Origin of the sequence: Lysinibacillus sp. NPDC056959, assembly GCF_042674095.1 — a bacterium.
GTDB classification, from domain to species: Bacteria; Bacillota; Bacilli; order Bacillales_A; family Planococcaceae; genus Lysinibacillus; species Lysinibacillus zambalensis.
Map to the genome: position 1 here is coordinate 21,534 of NZ_JBHURE010000034.1, position 17,320 is coordinate 38,853.

General features: G+C 37.6%; 18 protein-coding genes and 1 pseudogene. 11 read left to right on the forward strand and 8 right to left on the reverse strand.

Annotated elements, in window-relative coordinates; genetic code table 11:
• Positions 1–10 precede the first annotated feature (10 nt).
• Both ACFTQ7_RS22970 and ACFTQ7_RS22975 read left to right on the forward strand, forming a co-directional pair.
• Positions 11–718 carry an amino acid ABC transporter permease gene (locus ACFTQ7_RS22970; protein WP_386831430.1) on the forward strand — a complete coding sequence of 236 codons (708 nt, stop codon included), beginning with the start codon at positions 11–13 and terminating at the stop codon, positions 716–718.
• A gap of 149 nt (positions 719–867) precedes the next feature.
• Positions 868–1,380, forward strand: a complete 513-nt coding sequence (locus ACFTQ7_RS22975; RefSeq protein WP_079563197.1) for a GNAT family N-acetyltransferase — start codon at positions 868–870, stop codon at positions 1,378–1,380.
• 76 nt (positions 1,381–1,456) lie between these two features.
• On the opposite strand, the gene ACFTQ7_RS22980 is transcribed toward ACFTQ7_RS22975, so the two are convergent.
• Together ACFTQ7_RS22980 and ACFTQ7_RS22985 are read right to left on the reverse strand one after the other, a co-directional pair.
• Positions 1,457–2,068 carry a hypothetical protein gene (locus tag ACFTQ7_RS22980; protein WP_386831433.1) on the reverse strand — a complete coding sequence of 204 codons (612 nt, stop codon included), beginning with the start codon at positions 2,066–2,068 and terminating at the stop codon, positions 1,457–1,459.
• Complete coding sequence (locus ACFTQ7_RS22985) at positions 2,065–2,700, reverse strand: hypothetical protein (protein WP_349659244.1); 636 nt, start codon at positions 2,698–2,700, stop codon at positions 2,065–2,067. Before ACFTQ7_RS22985 ends, ACFTQ7_RS22980 begins: the two co-directional genes overlap by 4 nt.
• A gap of 229 nt (positions 2,701–2,929) precedes the next feature.
• Here ACFTQ7_RS22985 and ACFTQ7_RS22990 point away from each other — a divergent pair, with 229 nt between their 5' ends.
• From ACFTQ7_RS22990 to ACFTQ7_RS23010, 5 genes are read left to right on the forward strand one after another with little or no spacing between them, the layout of a single operon-like run.
• Complete coding sequence (locus ACFTQ7_RS22990) at positions 2,930–3,562, forward strand: hypothetical protein (RefSeq protein WP_386831435.1); 633 nt, start codon at positions 2,930–2,932, stop codon at positions 3,560–3,562.
• Positions 3,559–4,158, forward strand: a complete 600-nt coding sequence (locus tag ACFTQ7_RS22995; protein WP_386831437.1) for a hypothetical protein — start codon at positions 3,559–3,561, stop codon at positions 4,156–4,158. The genes ACFTQ7_RS22990 and ACFTQ7_RS22995 overlap by 4 nt, the downstream gene beginning before the upstream one ends.
• Positions 4,158–5,300: an ABC transporter substrate-binding protein gene (locus ACFTQ7_RS23000; RefSeq protein WP_386831439.1), complete on the forward strand. Its 1,143-nt coding sequence runs from the start codon at positions 4,158–4,160 to the stop codon at positions 5,298–5,300. Before ACFTQ7_RS22995 ends, ACFTQ7_RS23000 begins: the two co-directional genes overlap by 1 nt.
• Before the next feature lie 13 nt (positions 5,301–5,313).
• On the forward strand, positions 5,314–6,315 hold the full coding sequence (locus ACFTQ7_RS23005) for a FecCD family ABC transporter permease (protein ID WP_386831441.1): 1,002 nt from the start codon (positions 5,314–5,316) through the stop codon (positions 6,313–6,315).
• Positions 6,312–7,133 (forward strand): ABC transporter ATP-binding protein, encoded by an 822-nt coding sequence (locus ACFTQ7_RS23010; RefSeq protein ID WP_386831443.1) that lies wholly within the window; start codon positions 6,312–6,314, stop codon positions 7,131–7,133. Before ACFTQ7_RS23005 ends, ACFTQ7_RS23010 begins: the two co-directional genes overlap by 4 nt.
• Before the next feature lie 59 nt (positions 7,134–7,192).
• On the opposite strand, the gene ACFTQ7_RS23015 is transcribed toward ACFTQ7_RS23010, so the two are convergent.
• On the reverse strand, positions 7,193–8,572 hold the full coding sequence (locus ACFTQ7_RS23015; protein ID WP_386831445.1) for an FAD-binding oxidoreductase: 1,380 nt from the start codon (positions 8,570–8,572) through the stop codon (positions 7,193–7,195).
• 77 nt (positions 8,573–8,649) lie between these two features.
• Positions 8,650–8,859: a small acid-soluble spore protein SspI gene (gene sspI / locus ACFTQ7_RS23020; protein WP_079563188.1), complete on the reverse strand. Its 210-nt coding sequence runs from the start codon at positions 8,857–8,859 to the stop codon at positions 8,650–8,652.
• Positions 8,860–9,358: 499 nt separating this feature from the next.
• Here sspI and ACFTQ7_RS23025 point away from each other — a divergent pair, with 499 nt between their 5' ends.
• Positions 9,359–9,880, forward strand: coding sequence for a sigma-70 family RNA polymerase sigma factor (locus ACFTQ7_RS23025; RefSeq protein ID WP_386831447.1), 522 nt, complete (start codon positions 9,359–9,361; stop codon positions 9,878–9,880).
• A 248-nt stretch (positions 9,881–10,128) separates the two neighbouring features.
• Complete coding sequence (locus ACFTQ7_RS23030) at positions 10,129–12,240, forward strand: bifunctional diguanylate cyclase/phosphodiesterase (RefSeq protein WP_386831456.1); 2,112 nt, start codon at positions 10,129–10,131, stop codon at positions 12,238–12,240.
• Between the two features lie 319 nt (positions 12,241–12,559).
• Here ACFTQ7_RS23030 and ACFTQ7_RS23035 read toward each other — a convergent pair whose 3' ends face one another.
• The 3 genes from ACFTQ7_RS23035 to ACFTQ7_RS23045 all read right to left on the reverse strand — a co-directional run bounded on the left by ACFTQ7_RS23035 (position 12,560) and on the right by ACFTQ7_RS23045 (position 14,566).
• On the reverse strand, positions 12,560–12,751 hold the full coding sequence (locus ACFTQ7_RS23035; RefSeq protein ID WP_079563186.1) for an H-type small acid-soluble spore protein: 192 nt from the start codon (positions 12,749–12,751) through the stop codon (positions 12,560–12,562).
• 12 nt (positions 12,752–12,763) lie between these two features.
• Positions 12,764–12,925 (reverse strand): YfhD family protein, encoded by a 162-nt coding sequence (locus tag ACFTQ7_RS23040; protein WP_197144730.1) that lies wholly within the window; start codon positions 12,923–12,925, stop codon positions 12,764–12,766.
• 225 nt (positions 12,926–13,150) lie between these two features.
• Positions 13,151–14,566 carry a LysM peptidoglycan-binding domain-containing protein gene (locus tag ACFTQ7_RS23045; RefSeq protein WP_386831450.1) on the reverse strand — a complete coding sequence of 472 codons (1,416 nt, stop codon included), beginning with the start codon at positions 14,564–14,566 and terminating at the stop codon, positions 13,151–13,153.
• Positions 14,567–14,974: 408 nt separating this feature from the next.
• On the opposite strand from ACFTQ7_RS23045, the pseudogene ACFTQ7_RS23050 reads away from it, so the two are divergent.
• Positions 14,975–15,232 (forward strand): annotated as a pseudogene (locus tag ACFTQ7_RS23050) (BBE domain-containing protein); the annotation flags it as partial.
• A 13-nt stretch (positions 15,233–15,245) separates the two neighbouring features.
• Here the strand turns inward: ACFTQ7_RS23050 and ACFTQ7_RS23055 are convergent.
• The gene (locus ACFTQ7_RS23055) at positions 15,246–15,641 is read right to left on the reverse strand and encodes a (deoxy)nucleoside triphosphate pyrophosphohydrolase (protein WP_386831452.1); all 396 of its coding nucleotides are present in this window, start codon (positions 15,639–15,641) and stop codon (positions 15,246–15,248) included.
• Between the two features lie 644 nt (positions 15,642–16,285).
• On the opposite strand from ACFTQ7_RS23055, the gene ACFTQ7_RS23060 reads away from it, so the two are divergent.
• Positions 16,286–17,050, forward strand: coding sequence for a TrmH family RNA methyltransferase (locus tag ACFTQ7_RS23060; RefSeq protein WP_349659257.1), 765 nt, complete (start codon positions 16,286–16,288; stop codon positions 17,048–17,050).
• The last annotated feature ends 270 nt before the right edge of the window (positions 17,051–17,320 follow it).

A 17,320-nucleotide genomic window follows, 5' to 3' on the forward strand; every position in this document is an offset into this window, starting at 1 on the left:
GGTAATGGCTATGACAATAGATATTGCTTTTATTTTTGAAGCGTTAAAAGAAATTAGTAAAGTATTGCCGTTAACGTTGTTCATGGCAGTTACACCTGTCTTATTGGGCACTTTAATCGGCATTATTGTTGCATTTATTCGGATACAACAAACCAAATTTCTCGCACCATTGTTTAATTTTTACGTATCTTTTTTTAGAGGCACACCTATCATTATGCATATTATGCTTGTTTATTTTGGCATACCAATTGTTGTTGATGTCTTTGCCAAGGCTTTAAAACTTGAGATTCAATCAAGCTCTATTCCTATTTTATTTTTTGTTATTTTTGCCTTGATGCTAAGTGCAGGAGCTTATGCTTCCGAAATAATTCGGTCCGGTATTTTAAGTGTACCAAAGGGACAGTTAGAGGCAGCATATGCAGTCGGTTTAACATTTTCACAGGCGATGCGACGCTATATATTACCCCAAGCATTTAGTAAATCCATCCCTAATTTCACAAATGTCTTTATTGGTTTTTTACATGCCACGTCACTAGCATTTTTCCTTTCAGTTAAAGAGTTAACTGGGGTTGCGAATATCGTTGCTTCTATTAATTTAAAATTTTTGGAGGCATTTATCGCTGTCGGGCTAATTTATTGGGGTGTTTCAGTTATCGTTGAATGGCTTGCCCATCGTATTGAGAAAAGAGTAACTGCCTATAGTAAGGGCGGCATTTAACTCCTTTTCGGCGAATGTCTTTGTACCGAAAACGTAGCGACAGGTACAGGTATTCAAACATTCGCTGAAAAGAGTACCTCAGGCTAAGAGACGTAATTATGCTGAGGCATAATGGATATAGATGATTAAATAGAAAAGGGGATTGAACAATGGCAGTAGCTGAAATAGTGATTGAGCATTTGAAAGAGGAAGACTATGCCCGGTATTTAGAGGTTCTAGTAGAGAGTTATGCACAATATGAAAAAGAATATGAAAACCCAGAGAACTGGGCATCGTACTTAAGTGATATTCGCGCATCTGTTGGTAATCCAAATGCAGAAACCATTTTAGTAGCAAAGCGTGGCAATGAGATTTTAGGGGGACTGCAATTATTTACAGATTCCGAAAAAGCGTATGGTCTGCCGGAGCTTGACATAAAGTCTACCATTGTACGCTTACTGGGCGTCCATCCTAAAGGTAGAGGGCTAGGCATTGCTAAAAAATTATTGCATGAAAGCTTCGACTTTGCACGCAATCGTCAGGATCAAGCATTATATTTGCACTCAGGTGATATTATGCAGGCTGCTATTAATCTTTATTTATCGCTGGGCTTCGTAAGAGATGAATCTAAAGAGTTTTATAAGGGAGGTAAGCTTGTAAAAAGTTTCCGCTATGATTTATAAATTTTCGTAAAATTTTTTATGCCATAGGAAAGGGTTGATTCACCCTTTTCTATGGCATTTACTTTTAAATCAGCGCTTATAAAATTTTTCCATAGGCTAAATATGGGAAAAAGCCTTCGAAGAAACGCTCGGTTGCTGGCATAAAGTAAGATCCGAAATGGAAATCAGGATCTAATGTCGTAATAATCCATGTTCCGCCAGTAGAGGTAGTATCAATATATAAAACAGCACCACCATCTTCCGTCGATATTAAAATATCTGCATTCTCAGGAGGCCAGAAGACGCCATGTTGATGCCATGTGCAGTCAGCGAGTGTTAAATAACCGTTAAATAGAGGGTGTTTTGGTTGTTGTAATATTAGACCACTTGAAGCATCTTTTTCAAGCCACCACCAAAAATTCGTTGGTCGTTCTTCCCATTGTTGAGCTGGTAGCCAACTCCATGGCTGTGGTCCAAATGCAACTACAATTCCACCTTTATCAGCAAATGATTGTATTTTTGTCACGCTAGCAAGTAACAGTTTGTGATTTAATTGAGAGGGAACAATTAGTACGTCTAAGTCGTCGATGTCCGTTTCTAGGAAATCGGGATGATAAATTAATTTTTTTATATATTGATTGAATTTTGGCTCGTGGAACGTCCGATAATGTGACTCATTACCACTATATATAACACCGATTTTTCTCATTGTACTGTGCTCTCCTTTAATGATTGTACTTCTGCTTCAAGCCATGCTAAAAATTGTGGGCGAATAAGGTCAGTTGATTTGTTTTCATTAGCATAGCCCAGTAAATCTCGTCCTGCATGGACTAAAATGGTACCATTTGTTGTAGAACGATCTACATATGTAACCGCCTTACCATTTGAGAAAGTAAGTAATATTTCTGCATCTTCTGGTGCGTGATGATAACCACGTGCAAAAAAGCCAGCAACTCCTTTTTTAAATGTCATATCTTCGGTAGTTACACCTTGGAAAATAGATGAATCTGCAGTCGGAAAAACCTCATAATCTTTATAATTACGAATAAGCTGTGGCATAAATGGACCACAGCCTGGTAGCCATTCGCGAAATAGATGGCCACAATACACTACGATTTTTTTCTCTTCTAAAAAGGCAGCAATCTTCTCACGTTGACTATACAAAAATTCTTGATCAATAAAGTTTGGTATTAGGATAACATCCACATTCTCCAAATTTGCATATGCAAAATCATATTGATCAATTATTTTTGATTCATTTCCTGTATCTTTTTGCATACGACCATTCACACCGAAAGCATGTCCAGGGTCTAGTTTTAGTATCGAAATCGGGTCACTCATATTTTATTCCTCCAAAAATAAAGTTAAGTAATAAATTATATTGAAAAAGCATTTTATGCCCTTTGAATATATTGTTCGAGGAAAAAATCCCTCTCTAATGTCTTGGAAACAAAAGGAAGCGCATAAAACTAGTTTGACAATGATAATCATTATCACTATACTGTAATATGTATTTAGATGCAAATGATAATCATTTTCAATAAAACTAAGATAGAAAGAAGGGTTCGTTTTGCAACCAATTGCTTATGTTGGTATTGATATACAGTTTTCGAGACTGACAGATGAGGATCGAAAGCGAGGATTAACATTTTTATATTTATACGATTTACCGTATACCGATTTACGTGCCTACACAGGCTTAATTATTACTAATTTAGTAGAAGAGCAATTTTTATTAGAGCATAAAGATGTTTTGAATCAATATTTGTCTCAAGGAGGCGTTATTTTTTCACTTACAGAGACATCATTACCTTGGCTAGTAGGAGTTACTAGCTGGAAGCGTTCTCCGATTCCGTTAAAGGATCGTGAAATAATTATAAAAGAGCCAATACATCCATTATTCGCAGGTATTGATGCTTATGACATTAACTACCGTAAAGGAGTTCGAGGATTTTTTTCTCGTGGTTATTTCGAAAAGATTCCATTGCATGCAGAAGTACTTGTGACGGATCAAAGTGGTGCGACGATCATTTATGTGGATCGTGATTCAACAAATGGCACAATTTTTGCAGGTGCAGGGACGGATATTTATCGGGTATTTATCGATGAAGATAATTCCTCGCGATATTTAAGTTTGCAAATGCTTACATGCATCCGAGAAGAGTATGAGCGCAATCAATTGAGGGGAGTGGAGACACAATGATTGGTATCGTAACAAATGGATTACCCTTTCAAAACCGATTTTTTAAAGACCAAGAATTTCAATATTTATATGATGATATTTTACATATTCGTGAATTACATCGATATAATATAGCAGATTATGACACATTGATTTTATCGTGCCGCCTTGATATTCCCCATTTGAGACGTTATCAATCCCAGCTTATCTCATTTATTGAATCGGGTAAGCGACTCATTATTTTTGGTGAGATTTTAGATAATTGGTTTCCTACAATTGATTGGGAGGATTCGGAAGTGAATTTCAGCTGGTGGGTACGCGAAGGCGGCGATTTACCAATGAGCGAGCAAAATACAACACATCCATTATTTAACTATATAACGCTTCATAATATGAAGTGGCATTATCATGGTTCGTTTTTACCACCAGTTGGTGCGCAATCATTACTAGACATACCAGGTGGTCGTTCACTATTTTATATCGACAACGTAAGTTTTAAAGGTGAATTAGTTGTCACAACACTAGATCCAATGTTCCATATTGGGCTTGGTTTTATCGATCAGTCGAAGCCCTTTTTACACGGAATGGCAAAATGGTTAAGAGAGGAAGAGAATTAATGAGAAAATATGGTTATTTAGCTACGCTAGCATTAACTGCAATGCTTGCAGCATGTGGCAGTCAAGATGGAGGTTCAGCGTCAAATCAATCTGCTGAATCTTCAAAAGCGGAAGTTCAGTCAACAGTAGAGGAAAAAATTGTGACAGATCAGCTTGGGCGTGAAGTAACAGTACCGGGCAAAATTGATCGTGTCGTGACAGGAGGAATATTACCTTATTTCTCTACATGGTATGTCGCTACAAACTCAACGAAAGAAATTGTTGGTATGCATCCAAATTCGTATAATGCCGCAAAAAATTCAATTTTAGCCAAAATCTCACCAGATGTTTTAAAAGCAGAAACATCATTTATTCAAAATGGTGAAGTGAATGTGGAAGAATTAATGAAAATAAATCCACAGCTCTACGTTGAAATTGCAACAGATGAGAATTCAATTAACAAAATCACTGAAGCGGGAATTCCAGTTGTTGCTGTAAAAGCTATTGATGCGGCAGCTGCTGAGCCTCTAGCAACATTCAATAGTTGGTTGACATTAACGAGTCAAATAACAGGAACAACTGACCGTGCTGATCGCTTCTTAGATGAAGGTAAAAAAGTGCAGTCTGAACTTAATGCTAAATTGAAAGATGTTGCCACAAAGGACAAGCCACGAGCAATGATTTTACATATGCATAATGATAAATCAATTACTGTCGGTGGTAGAAATTTCTTCGGAAACCAATGGCTTAATGCAACTGGAGCTATAGATGTAGCTGAAAATGATGTAGAAGGAAGAAAAGAAGTAAATATGGAGCAAATCTATGCTTGGAATCCAGATATCATTTATATCACTAACTTTACTGAAACACAGCCGGAGGATTTGCTTGAAAACAAGGTGGATGGTCAGGATTGGAGTCAGGTGAAAGCTGTTCAAGAGGGAAAAGTTTATAAAATTCCATTAGGTATTTATCGTTGGTTCCCACCAAGTGGTGATGCGCCATTAATGCTAAAATGGATGGCACAAAAAAATCACTCAACGTTATTCAACTATAAAATTGAAGATGAGATTAAAGCTTACTATAAGGATTTCTATGAATTTGATGTTTCAGATAAGGAAGTCCACTCTATTTTAAATCCTTCTTCAGATGCAGCGAAATATTAAGGACTGATTGTAAATGAAGAAATGGAGAATATTACTTTTATGGTTGCTGCCAATTTTTGTAGCAATCGTCTCTCTCGGTGTTGGAAGGTTTGAGGTAAGCTTGGAGCATATTATTAAAATCCTAGCTTCTCAAGTGTTTCCTATTGAGCAAACATGGACAAATATGGAAGAAACTGTAGTTATGAATATTCGGTTACCTCGAATCTTACTTGCTCTATTAATTGGCGGTGGTTTATCGATTGCGGGTGCAGGCTTTCAAGGTATGTTTGGAAATCCGTTAGTATCACCTGATATATTAGGTGTTTCTGCGGGGGCAGGGTTTGGAGCATCGCTTGGGATATTATTATTTGGGCAAAACTTTATTGCACAAATGATGGCGCTGATTTTTGGATTAGGTGCAATTGGCTTTACGTATTTAATTGCAGGGGCAAAGAAAAATGCACCAATTTTTATGTTTGTCTTAGCTGGTGTTGTTACGTCTGCACTCTTTAATGCATTAATTTCCTTAACAAAATTTGTGGCTGATCCAGAAGAAAAACTTCCAGCCATTACTTACTGGTTAATGGGGAGTCTTGGTACCGCGACCTATAAGGATTTATATATCGGTGGACCACTAATATTAATTGGAATTTTACTTTTATACTTGCTTCGTTGGCGATTGAATATTTTAACATTGCCGGAGGACGAGGCAGCATCAATGGGAATTCCCGTTACTCGTTTAAAGTGGTTCGTCATTTTAGGAGCGACTTTAATTACAGCCGCATCCGTGGCAGTTGCTGGTATTGTTGGTTGGGTCGGTTTAATTATTCCACATGTTGCACGTATGCTAGTCGGGAATAACAATCAATTTGTATTACCTGTATCTGTAGCTATTGGTAGTATTTATTTATTAATAATTGATGATTTAGCTCGTTCATTAACAGCAACAGAAATACCTTTATCTATTTTAACAGCAATTATTGGAGCGCCTTTCTTCGCTTATTTATTACGCCGTTCAGGAGGAGGCTGGGCATGAAAATTGAAGTGATAAACGGTAATTATCATTATGAAAAAAGACGAAAAAGATTACCTGATTTATATGCACAAGACATCAATTTCTCATTGGAGCCAGGTGAAATAATGGCGATTCTAGGTCCGAACGGAGCAGGGAAAACGACGATGTTAAAATGTATAACTGGGTTACTTGAATGGAAAAAAGGAGAAACTTTCATAGACGGCAAATCGCTTGAAACATTAAATCGTAAAGAACTATGGAAACGTGTTGGATATGTGCCCCAAGCGCATAAAATGGTATTTGGATTTTCTGTAGAAGAGCTTGTCGTTATGGGGAGGGCTCCGTATATTAGTACCCTTGCTCAGCCATCTGCGAAGGATTTGGAAGCGGCTCATCAAGCACTTGAGATGGTTGATATTTTACATCTTGCTAAAAAATCATGCAATGAAATTAGTGGTGGTGAATTGCAGCTAGCTTTAATTGCAAGAACGCTTGTTTCTGAACCAGAAGTTTTGATTTTAGATGAACCTGAGTCGCATTTGGATATTCAAAAACAAATAGTTATTTTACAAACGATTAAGCGTTTATCAAAGGAACGTGGAATCTCATGCATAATTAATACCCATTACCCAAATCATGCATTTTATCTAGCAGACCGAGTCTTGATGACTGCAAAAGAAAAAGGCATCATCTACGGTAAAGTACAAGAGGTAATGACAGAAGTAAGGATGAAGGAATTTTTCGGTATTGAGTTGAAAAAAATAATATTTGAAGAAGGAGATTACCTGGTTGAAACGATGATACCAAGCGCATTAGGGACTGAGCGTAACAGTCGATAATCTCCAAAAATAAACACGGTCTCTCCTTTCATGGCGAGATCGTGTTTTAAGTATCTACCTTATAAGTTGAAAATTTTCCCTGGATTCATAATGTTATGTGGATCAAGTGCTGCCTTTATGCTCTTCATCACTAATAAAGACGTTCCATGCTCTGTAGACTGATATTTCATTTTCCCAATACCAACACCATGTTCACCGGTACAAGTGCCACCACGCAGTAAAGCAAATTGGACGATATGTTCATTGAAGCGGTTGGCTTTTGCTTGCTCCTCAGCATCGTTTGGATCTAACATTAACAAGGCGTGGAAGTTACCGTCTCCTACGTGACCTACAATTCCGCCTGCAAGACCAACTTCCTCAAGCTGTTCACGAGCATACAAAACGGACTCAGCAAGCATAGATATCGGCACACAAACATCAGTCGACATAAGCTTTTTCCCCGGATAGGCATGGATATAAGCATAGGCCAATGAATGGCGCGCCTCCCATAGCTTATTACGAGCTGCATTGTCATGTTCAAATTCAACAGAAAGACAGCCAAAGTCCGCAAAAATTTCTCTAGCAAATTCTATATCTGCATGCATACCAGCTTCATTTCCGTGAAATTCTATAAATAGTGTCGGTTTCTCGTCATAGGATGTTTCATTATAAATATTTGCTTGTTTAATAGAGGCTTCATCGACCAGTTCAACACGGCCAATTGAAATGCCCACTTGCAGCAATGCGGTTACTGCATTGACAGCATCGCCAACTGTCGCAAAAACTGCACGTCCCGCCGCTACAAATTCGGGTATACCATAGACTTGTAAAGTCAACTCTGTAAAGCAACCTAGCGTACCCTCAGAGCCGATGAAAAGGCCATTCAAGTGATAACCAGAAGAAGACTTCGCTGCTAAGCTACCGGTATGAATGACTGAACCATCTGCGAGTACAACCTCTAAATCTCTTACTTGATCGCGCATAACACCATAACGCACTGCGGTTGTTCCACTGGCATTCGTTGCCGCCATTCCACCTAGTGTAGCATCAGCACCCGGGTCAACTGTGAATTGAAGTCCATGTTTTTTTAATTCTTTATTCAATTGGGCACGTGTTACACCCGGTTGAACTTTTACTAGCAGGTCGTCTGGTCGAATTTCTAAAATAGCATTCATTTCAGAGAAATCGATAGAAATGCCATTTGCAATGGGAATTGCATTACCTTCTAAACTTGAGCCAACACCAAAAGGTACGACTGGTACACGTTCCGCATGCGCAATTTTTAAGATGGCACTGACATCGGCCGTGGAACGAGGAAAGGCAACGACATCTGGTAAGCTCATTGTATGATGAGATTCATCCTTTCCATGTAGCTGTCGCACCGTTTCGTTTGTTGACACCTGTTCTTCAGATAAAACTTTTTTTAGTTGATTTACTATTAATTCTACAGCAACAGTCATTCCAATCCCTCCTAATTTTCTGATAAATTAAACTTTATCATGCATTTATAGGAAATGGAATGAACTGCTATAAAAAATTAGTGAGCAAAGGCTTTTTCTAATTTTTGGGTAAATGCATCCTGCTCAGCAGGACTAGATTGCTGCCACCATTTTTCGAAAAACACACCAAGCCCTGGAAGTAAATGCTCTTCACCACGGCTAATTGCATCCTCGACAATATCTTTAAATTCAGCCGCTGATTGTCCATGTACGTTTGTCGTAATCGCATCTCTTATTTGAAAATTCATCTATTTCGCCTCCTTAGTAGTAATTTGTCCAACTCTTTAAGAAATATGTATAGAATTACAGATCAATTATGCCACGGCATAATTGTAGCTGCCGCTTTGCTTTCGCACAGATAAACAATGCGTCCAGAATCGGCTTTGTGCTTAGGCATGCGTGAGGACCGACACGATGTCGGTCATTTCGGTAATGCCACAGGACGTGGCGTTTTTACCGATGCAGGTCAGTTCGCCGTATCGCATGGATGCGGTGGTTTTCGGCTAACATCCCCTAAGAACTCCTTTCCGATTTCCGTGACATCCGCCGGAGGCTTTAACTTCTGAAAGAAGTTAAAACATATCATTTTTTAAATATCACACTATTGTTGCGTATAAATATTAAAAAGTGCTTATAAAAACTTGCTGATCATATTGATAAAAGGGCTGTTCGACATCCTTGTAGCCTATTAACTAAGATAGAGGCACCTAGGAATAATGGACTGTGCACAGTCGACAGGACAATAGGATGACAACACAGCATAATAAAAAATTATCAACTGAACTACCATTTGATGAAGTATTAGAATTAGTCCAGCCGATGGTCACGTCAATTTTGTTAAAGTGCCAAATTTATAAGGATTTTGAGTATTATCGTCATATAGCATCCATAGCCGTGTGGAATGCTTGGCGTAAAGCAGATCAAACAAAAGGACTGTTTTCTGCTTATATTTATACAACCGTTAAAGGGGAAATTTTAAAAGAGCTTTCAAAGGAAAAGAGTTTTGAAAATATGAATACAACTATGGATCATGAAACGATAAATTATATTCGAGACCATGATATAAGCGAAAGAAATCCAGCTCTTTTAGAATGGTTTATGTCTCATTTGAAATTAGAGGAAAGAAAAATAGTACTACTTTTTTATGTAGAAGGTTATAGTTACTTGGAAATTGCTAAAGAACTAGGTGTATCTGTCGAGGCAGTTAAAAAAAGACGTACAAGAATAATGATTAAGCTTCGCGAGTTGTTAAATTCTAAAGAAGAATAGTGCTATAAAGCAATGAAGGTATGCTAATATCAGTGAAAAATGAATATTGGCATACTTTTAAAATTTGCATACAACTTCCAATAAAAATGCTATGATTCGTAAGAAGTCAAAGAAAAATACAATTTTTAATTTTATATTCCCTTTGGATAGAACATATTACCTATCTAATTTGATATATATTGGTTGGAGGGTTTCTGTTGGAGAATAGGTTGAATCAATTTGAGATAAAAAAGAAAGAGATTTGGTATATAGTATTGCCACTATTGCTAGTGTTACCATTGATAGGTTTAAGTAATCAAGTACTTGGTTCTTTTAGTGAAGAAAGTTACATTTGTTTGAACTTGATTATACAAGTACTAATTATTGTATTTACAATGGCAATCGCTATTCAATCGTGGCTCGTTTTTTCACATTTATTATCAAATCAAACATTATACATAGGTAATTTATTTTTTATCATCGCCTTGTTTGAATTAGTGAACTTGTCATTGACTCAATATCCAAAGGCTGAAACACTATATTTGGAAATATGGTTGGATTTAATAAAGCGTTTATGCTTATCAATCGGTTTTCTCTTTATTATTTTAAAGCAAAAAAAACGCTTAACGATGAAAGATCGTAATTATTCATATAGCAGTTCCTTATTATTTGTACTACTGATTCTTTTTCTAGTGTATCTCTCTTCAAAATATTTTTTACTTGAAGAACAATTATTACTGGAAGCAAACGCAATTGTTCATTTGTTGTCTGCTGTCTTACAAGGTGTAACGATAGTGATTTTAAGTAAGTATAAAGAAAAGCTGCCTAAACGAGTTATGTGGCTTATTAGCGCAGCAATGTATTTAATTATTAGTGATATTTTCTTTGCATTCATCAAAGATTTAAAATCAATTTGGGGCTTTTCAGCATTAATTTATCAATTTTTTGCATTCTTCTTTTTCCTAAAAGCTATTTACTATACAACTGTTGAAAAACCATTTCAGCAACTTTTAAAAATACAGCGAGATCTTGAGCATTCACAGCAGGAGCTTCATTTTCAAGCTTTTCACGATGACATTACAAAGCTTCCAAATGAACATTTATTATTGAAAACCTTAAAAGAGGATTTACATGACAATAGTCGTCAAAAAGCAATCATTGCGATTGAGATTGATCGCCTTGCCGCTATCCGCTCATCTATAGGTATTAATTATTCTAATACAATGATGAAGCTCGTAGCAGAGAGAATTCAAGCTATATTACCACCTCATTATTTTGCAACAAAGCTTCTTGAGGGGCAGTTTATTATTTATATTAATCATGTGAAGACGAGGGAAGAGTTAGTACAATTTTGCTTGAATTTGAAGAGCGCTATGAAAAGACCATTACAAGTACAACTATTCACACTCACCGGGAATCTTAATATTGGAATTGCCTCGCATGAAGAAAATTGCTCAGGTGAAGAGCTTTTAATGCATGCGCAGTTAGCAATGAGAGAAGCTAGCCAAATACCTCAAAGAGTTCTTTTTTATAAGCCGTATATGTCAACTGGTCTTGCTGATCGTCTATTGCTTGAACAAGAGCTCCATAAAGCATTAGCTAATGAAGAATTTTACTTAGATTTTCAGCCACAAGTAAATATAAAAACGGATAAAATTGACTCTGTTGAAGCACTAGTACGTTGGCGTCATCCAACCCGTGGCTTTGTATCACCTGAACAGTTTATCCCGATTGCAGAAGAATCTGGCCTTATTATCCCTTTAGGGAAATGGATTTTAGAGACGGCGTGCGCTCAAGCAAAAATATGGAGGGAGCAAGGTTTACCACCAATGAAGGTTGCCGTAAATTTATCTATCGGACAATTATTCCAGCAAGACTTAGTGCATATGGTACAAGAAATTTTACAATGTACAAAATTAGAACCAAAATACTTACAATTAGAAATTACGGAAAGTATGACGATGAACATCGATCAAATAACGCAGCTACTTCATGAATTAAAGACAATTGGTATCCAAATTGCTGTTGATGACTTTGGGACAGGGTATTCGTCGCTTTCATATTTAAAAGATTTTCCGATTGATTGTTTGAAAATTGACCGGACGTTCGTACGAAATATTCAACATAATCCAAATGATGAAGCCCTCGTTTCTATGATTTTATCCATGGCAAAGCATTTAAGATTAAAGGTTGTTGCCGAAGGAATTGAAGAAGTGGAGCAACTTGCTTTCCTCATAGACGGTGGCTGCGATTATATTCAGGGCTATTTATTTAGTAAGCCGATTTCCGCAGAAGAGATTTCCAATAACTTCAAGGAGTTACATAGGCGAGCAAGAGATGTTTTAAAAGAGTTTAAATATGAAGAGGATTTCGTAATATAAAGTTAGGCTTATCAGAGACGGGAAATAGAGCGACGGATGGAAGGGCGATAGCGACGGAAAGAAGAGCCGAAGCGACGGAAAGAAAGGCCGAGGCGACGGAATAGAAGTCGGAGCGACGGAAAGAACCGCCAAAATAGTGGATAGAACCATCAAAATCGTGGATAGAAATTGGAATGACATGCCAGAATAAATACTCATTTTACCGAATTGTAATACTTTTTTAGATAGGGTACTTACCTTAGTTCATTGATTTAATAGTTTTTCACAACATAAAAACTGCTTACTTCAACTTCATCATTGAAAGTAAGCAGTTTTATATTTAATGTGCGAGGTACTCTTCCTTTAATTCTCCTATGTCCACTTCGGATCGTTCTTCTAAAGAACGCCGTAAATGAACAGTTGCTGTTTTACCATCATCGTGAAGCTTGTCAATCCAGATTGATACGCCATTATAGCTTACTTCATATTCTTTTGGTGAGGCGACAATTTCTTGTGCACGTTCAAAATCCACTTGAAGCCCCCCTTATTTTTTTGTCTTACCTTCTTTAGTAACCGTATTAATCAGGTTCATAAACTCTTGAGAAAATTCTTCACTAACTTTGTTTGGTGCTATTTTTTGGTTTTTTGGCGTTTGAGGTAATGACCCTTTGTTTGCGCTTTGACCTTGCTTATTGTCTCTTCCCATGTTTAGTTTCTCCTTTCGTTTTGATATTTCTTAATATGGCTTTGATTTGATTTTTTATCATGGGAAAAACTAGGGAAAGATAAGAATTTATTGTAGAAATGTTTAGAACTTTTTGGGTTAATAATAAAGCCTTAAATGCGCAAACTAAGTTATAATAACGCCTTCGTAAAACGGTTCATCGGACATCCTAGAAAGCGTCTAGTCTAGCGAAATTACCCTCATGTTTTATAATGAAACTTTTTTAATGGAAAAATCATTATTTAATAGCGCCCAGTTTTGAGGGAAAGGAAAACCTAATGCCCAATAACTTATACCTCGAAGATTATATTGCTTCGTCATGTCAAACTTAGCTTGTGCACTTCTAGCATCTTCAAACCATACCTCATGATTTCTACCTTGTTCATCGACATAACGGAAATATGGTGACTGTGCGGTTCTATCATATTGAATGGTTGCGCCATATTTTCTTGCTCTGTTAAGTGCTTCTTGAGAGCTAAATGTTTCTGCCTCTTGACCTTTAAGATGCGGTAGAAGCCAATCGCGAGCATAAATTTCAAAGCCTAAAAATATTTTGTTAGCAGGTATTACTGATAAAGCATATTCCACAACTTTTCTCATCTCGTTAATAGGTGAAATCGCTTGAGGTGGGCCAAGTCGGTATCCCCACTCATATGTCATTAAAATGACAAAGTCTGCAATTCTTCCGTGTGCTTCATAATCATGTGCCTCATATAAAGTGCCTGTCTGCGTTGCGCTCGTTTTTGGCGCAAGTGCCGTTGATACTAGGAATCCTTTTGGGTGAAGGGTATCAACAGCTAATTGAAGGAAAGTGTTATAATTTTCCCGATCTGCTGGAAGAACATTTTCAAAATCGACGTTTAGAACTTTATAGCCCTTTTCTTGCATCACTTGTAAAGTGTTGTCGATAACCTTTTTCCTTAATTCTGCACTAGATAAAATAACATGTGATAAGTTGGAACCGGCTTCTGTGGAAGAGAAATTCGTAAGTGTCAGCATAGGAGTGACGTTTTTGGCAATGGCAGCATCAATCATTTCTTTATCCTTTATAGGCTGTAGTGTTCCATCCTCCTTCACCATATAAGCAAAGGGGCTAAAATAAGTTAGTAGATGACCAACCGCGTTTATCGACTGCACAGCTTCTTTAGGCTCTTCATACGTATAAGCATTTACTTCAATGGAAGGCTTTGCTCTCGGAATAATCAAATGCGTACCAGCATAAATCATGTTTGGATTTGTAATTTCATTTTCTAAAACAATTGCTTGCACAGTCGTTCCATATTGCGTGGCAATTTGCGATAAAGTCTCCCCTGGTAGCACAATATGTGTAGTGGGTGGAATAATTAGTGTAGTGCCAGGTGTTAAAACATCTGGATTCGTTAAATGGTTTTCTGTGATAATCGATTGCATAGTCACCCCATATTGTTGGGAGATTGACCATATGGTATCACCCCTTTTTACAGTATGGGTTGTGTAAGGGGAAGGGATAACGAGTGATTGTCCGATTACTAATTGGTTTGGATTAGATAAAGCGTTTAATTGGATAATGGAGTTGATAGGTACAGAATAGCTGTTTGCAATTTGCCAAAGCGTTTCACCAGCGCTCACCACATGAATAATCATTAGGACACCTCCTTAGTGGTTTCAATATAGCATCATATGTATGAATAAAGGGAATGAGCATTTATCTTTCATTTTTACGTGATAAAAATTACAAACTTCATATTCTCAAGGTGAGTTTATAGGGTACAACATCTGAGCTAAAGAAACTACTCCATCCTATAAAAAAGCAGGTTCACCAACGAGCATATGGATATAGGAAGTACCGTATATTAAAGCTGTAGAGTTTTTTGATTTACCGAGCGGCAATAAACCAGCTCTTCGTAAAAGGTCAGGATCCTTTATTGAAAGGCAATTCCCTCATGCTGCCATTGTACAAATGAAAGAATTTTTATCTAACTCACCCAATAGAAATGCTTTAATTGTTTAGGAGTATATTACATCGTGGAAAAAGCCTAAAGAGGAAGAAAAAATATTCATTGGGTAGAAAATTTAAGGCGGGCTCTATCACCTTTCACAACTGGAGATTATGTAAATTCCCCAGATCGTTTTATAAAAGATTGGCCAAATGCCTATTATGTTCTTAAACTTAGAATACTTAGAGAAGTAAAGGGAAAATACGATCCGTTTAATGTATTTAATTTTCCTCAAAGTATTCCACCACCTGCTTTAAGTCCAATTGATGAAGACGACTACTCAGTGGGAGATGAAGAAAATCCCACTGAATAAATTCACTTTACCACTACTTTTCTACAAGTATTTTATATATCGCTGGAATATCAGCAGGAGCAAAATTAAGATTTAGAAGTTCATGTCGAGGAACCCATCTAATGGCAGTATGTTCTAGTAGAACCGGCTCTCCTTGTACAATCGACGCTTTAAATGTTTCTAAGCGTACTATAAATTTTTCGTATTCATAAATGGTATCCTCAACCTTTTCTCCAACTTGTATAGAGCAATTAAATTCCTCTAATATTTCACGGGATAAAGCTTGCTCAGGCGATTCTCCCTCTTCGATTTTACCACCAGGAAATTCCCAATAATTTGCTAGTACCATATTAGGATTTCTTAACGCACAAAAAATTTCATGCTTTTCATTTTCAATAATGGCACCTACTACATGTACATTTTTTTTCATTTATTTTCATCCCCGTTGCGCATTGTTAAAATATTGAAAATTATAACATATATCACTGGATATCTAGTAGGGAATAATATTGCTCATTTACATAGCATGGGGTTGATTTCCGTTCCGGCTGGGCGCTTGCCTGGGGGCGTCCGATGAGCCGCTTGGGCCAACATGATGTTGGTCACGAAGGCGTTATCACAGGATGTGATGCTCTTAGCCTTCGTTCCCCTATCTGCTCGCTCCAGGGTCTCGGGCCAACAGATGTCTTTTGCGCGAAAGCGTGAGTGCAACGTAGCAGCAGCAGCACGATGTTGGTCACGGAGGCGTTATCACAGGATGTGATGCTTTTAGCCTCAGTTCCTCTATCGCTGATCCCCGAGGAGTCGCCCAGCCTCCACTACAATCAACTTATTCACATGGTATACGTTTTAACAAAATGTCATCCCAAAATTCAAATGATGGCAAAATATCTTAGTATGTATGGCTCATTGTCATATCGTGGGGTTGATTTCCGTTCCGTCTAGGGGGCTTTCTTTCCGATAATTGGTAAACGGAAAAATAACAATTAAACTGTTTTTTGCATGACTATGTAATTGTCGTTTTCTACTGTATAATAATGAACATTATATAGGAAAAAGGCGGTACGAGGAACGATGAAAAAAATTGAATCTACGCAAAATGCGTTAGTGAAATATTGGAAGAAACTAGCGACGACACGGAAAGAGCGTGAAAGATCTGGAGAATTCATAGTAGAGGGATTCCATTTGGTGGAGGAAGCATTAAAAAATAAAGAGCAGGTGCTGCAGCTAATTGTACGTGAAGGTGTTGATTTACCAATGCTTTGGCCAATCGATAATGTAGCGACAATAGAAGTAACAGCGGCTGTTGTCAAAGAGTTTGCTGAAACAGAGACATCCCAAGGTGTATTTGCAGTTTGTAAGCAGCCTTTGTTAAAAGATGATGTAATGGCTTCATGGCGCAAGGTGCTACTAATTGACGCCGTCCAAGATCCAGGAAATATTGGGACGATGATTCGTACTGCTGATGCCGCTGGTTTGGATGCAGTAATTCTCGGCAAGGGCTGTGCTGATCTATATAATCCTAAAACGCTTCGCTCTGCACAAGGATCACATTTCCATATTCCTGTCCTTCGCGGTGATTTAGAGGAATGGATTGAGCAGCTACAAGATAATGATGTACCGGTATTTGGTACTGCTTTAGATGAGGATGCAGTTGTCTATAGTGATATTGAACATACTGGTTCATTCGCTATCATGATGGGGAATGAGGGTAGTGGCATTCAACCACAACTACTTTCAATGACAGATCAAAATATGATTATTCCAATTTTGGGACAAGCAGAGTCTTTAAATGTTGCAGTAGCAACAGGAATCGTTTTATATGGATTTGTAAAGTAGTAAATCAAAGCAATTACAACTGTGGTTATAAGTATACGGTGAAATTATTAAAATTGGGATCATTACCAAAAGTTGCGGATGACATATATATGCTCTGTGTATTAGTTGATCTTCGTTACGACTGGGCGACTCCTTGGGGATCAGCAATAGAGGAACTGAGGCTAAAAGCATCACATCCTGTGATAACGCCTTCGTGACCAACATCATGCCGCTGTCGCTACGTTAGCACTACGCTTTCGCGCAAAAAACATCTGTTGGCCCAAGCGGCTC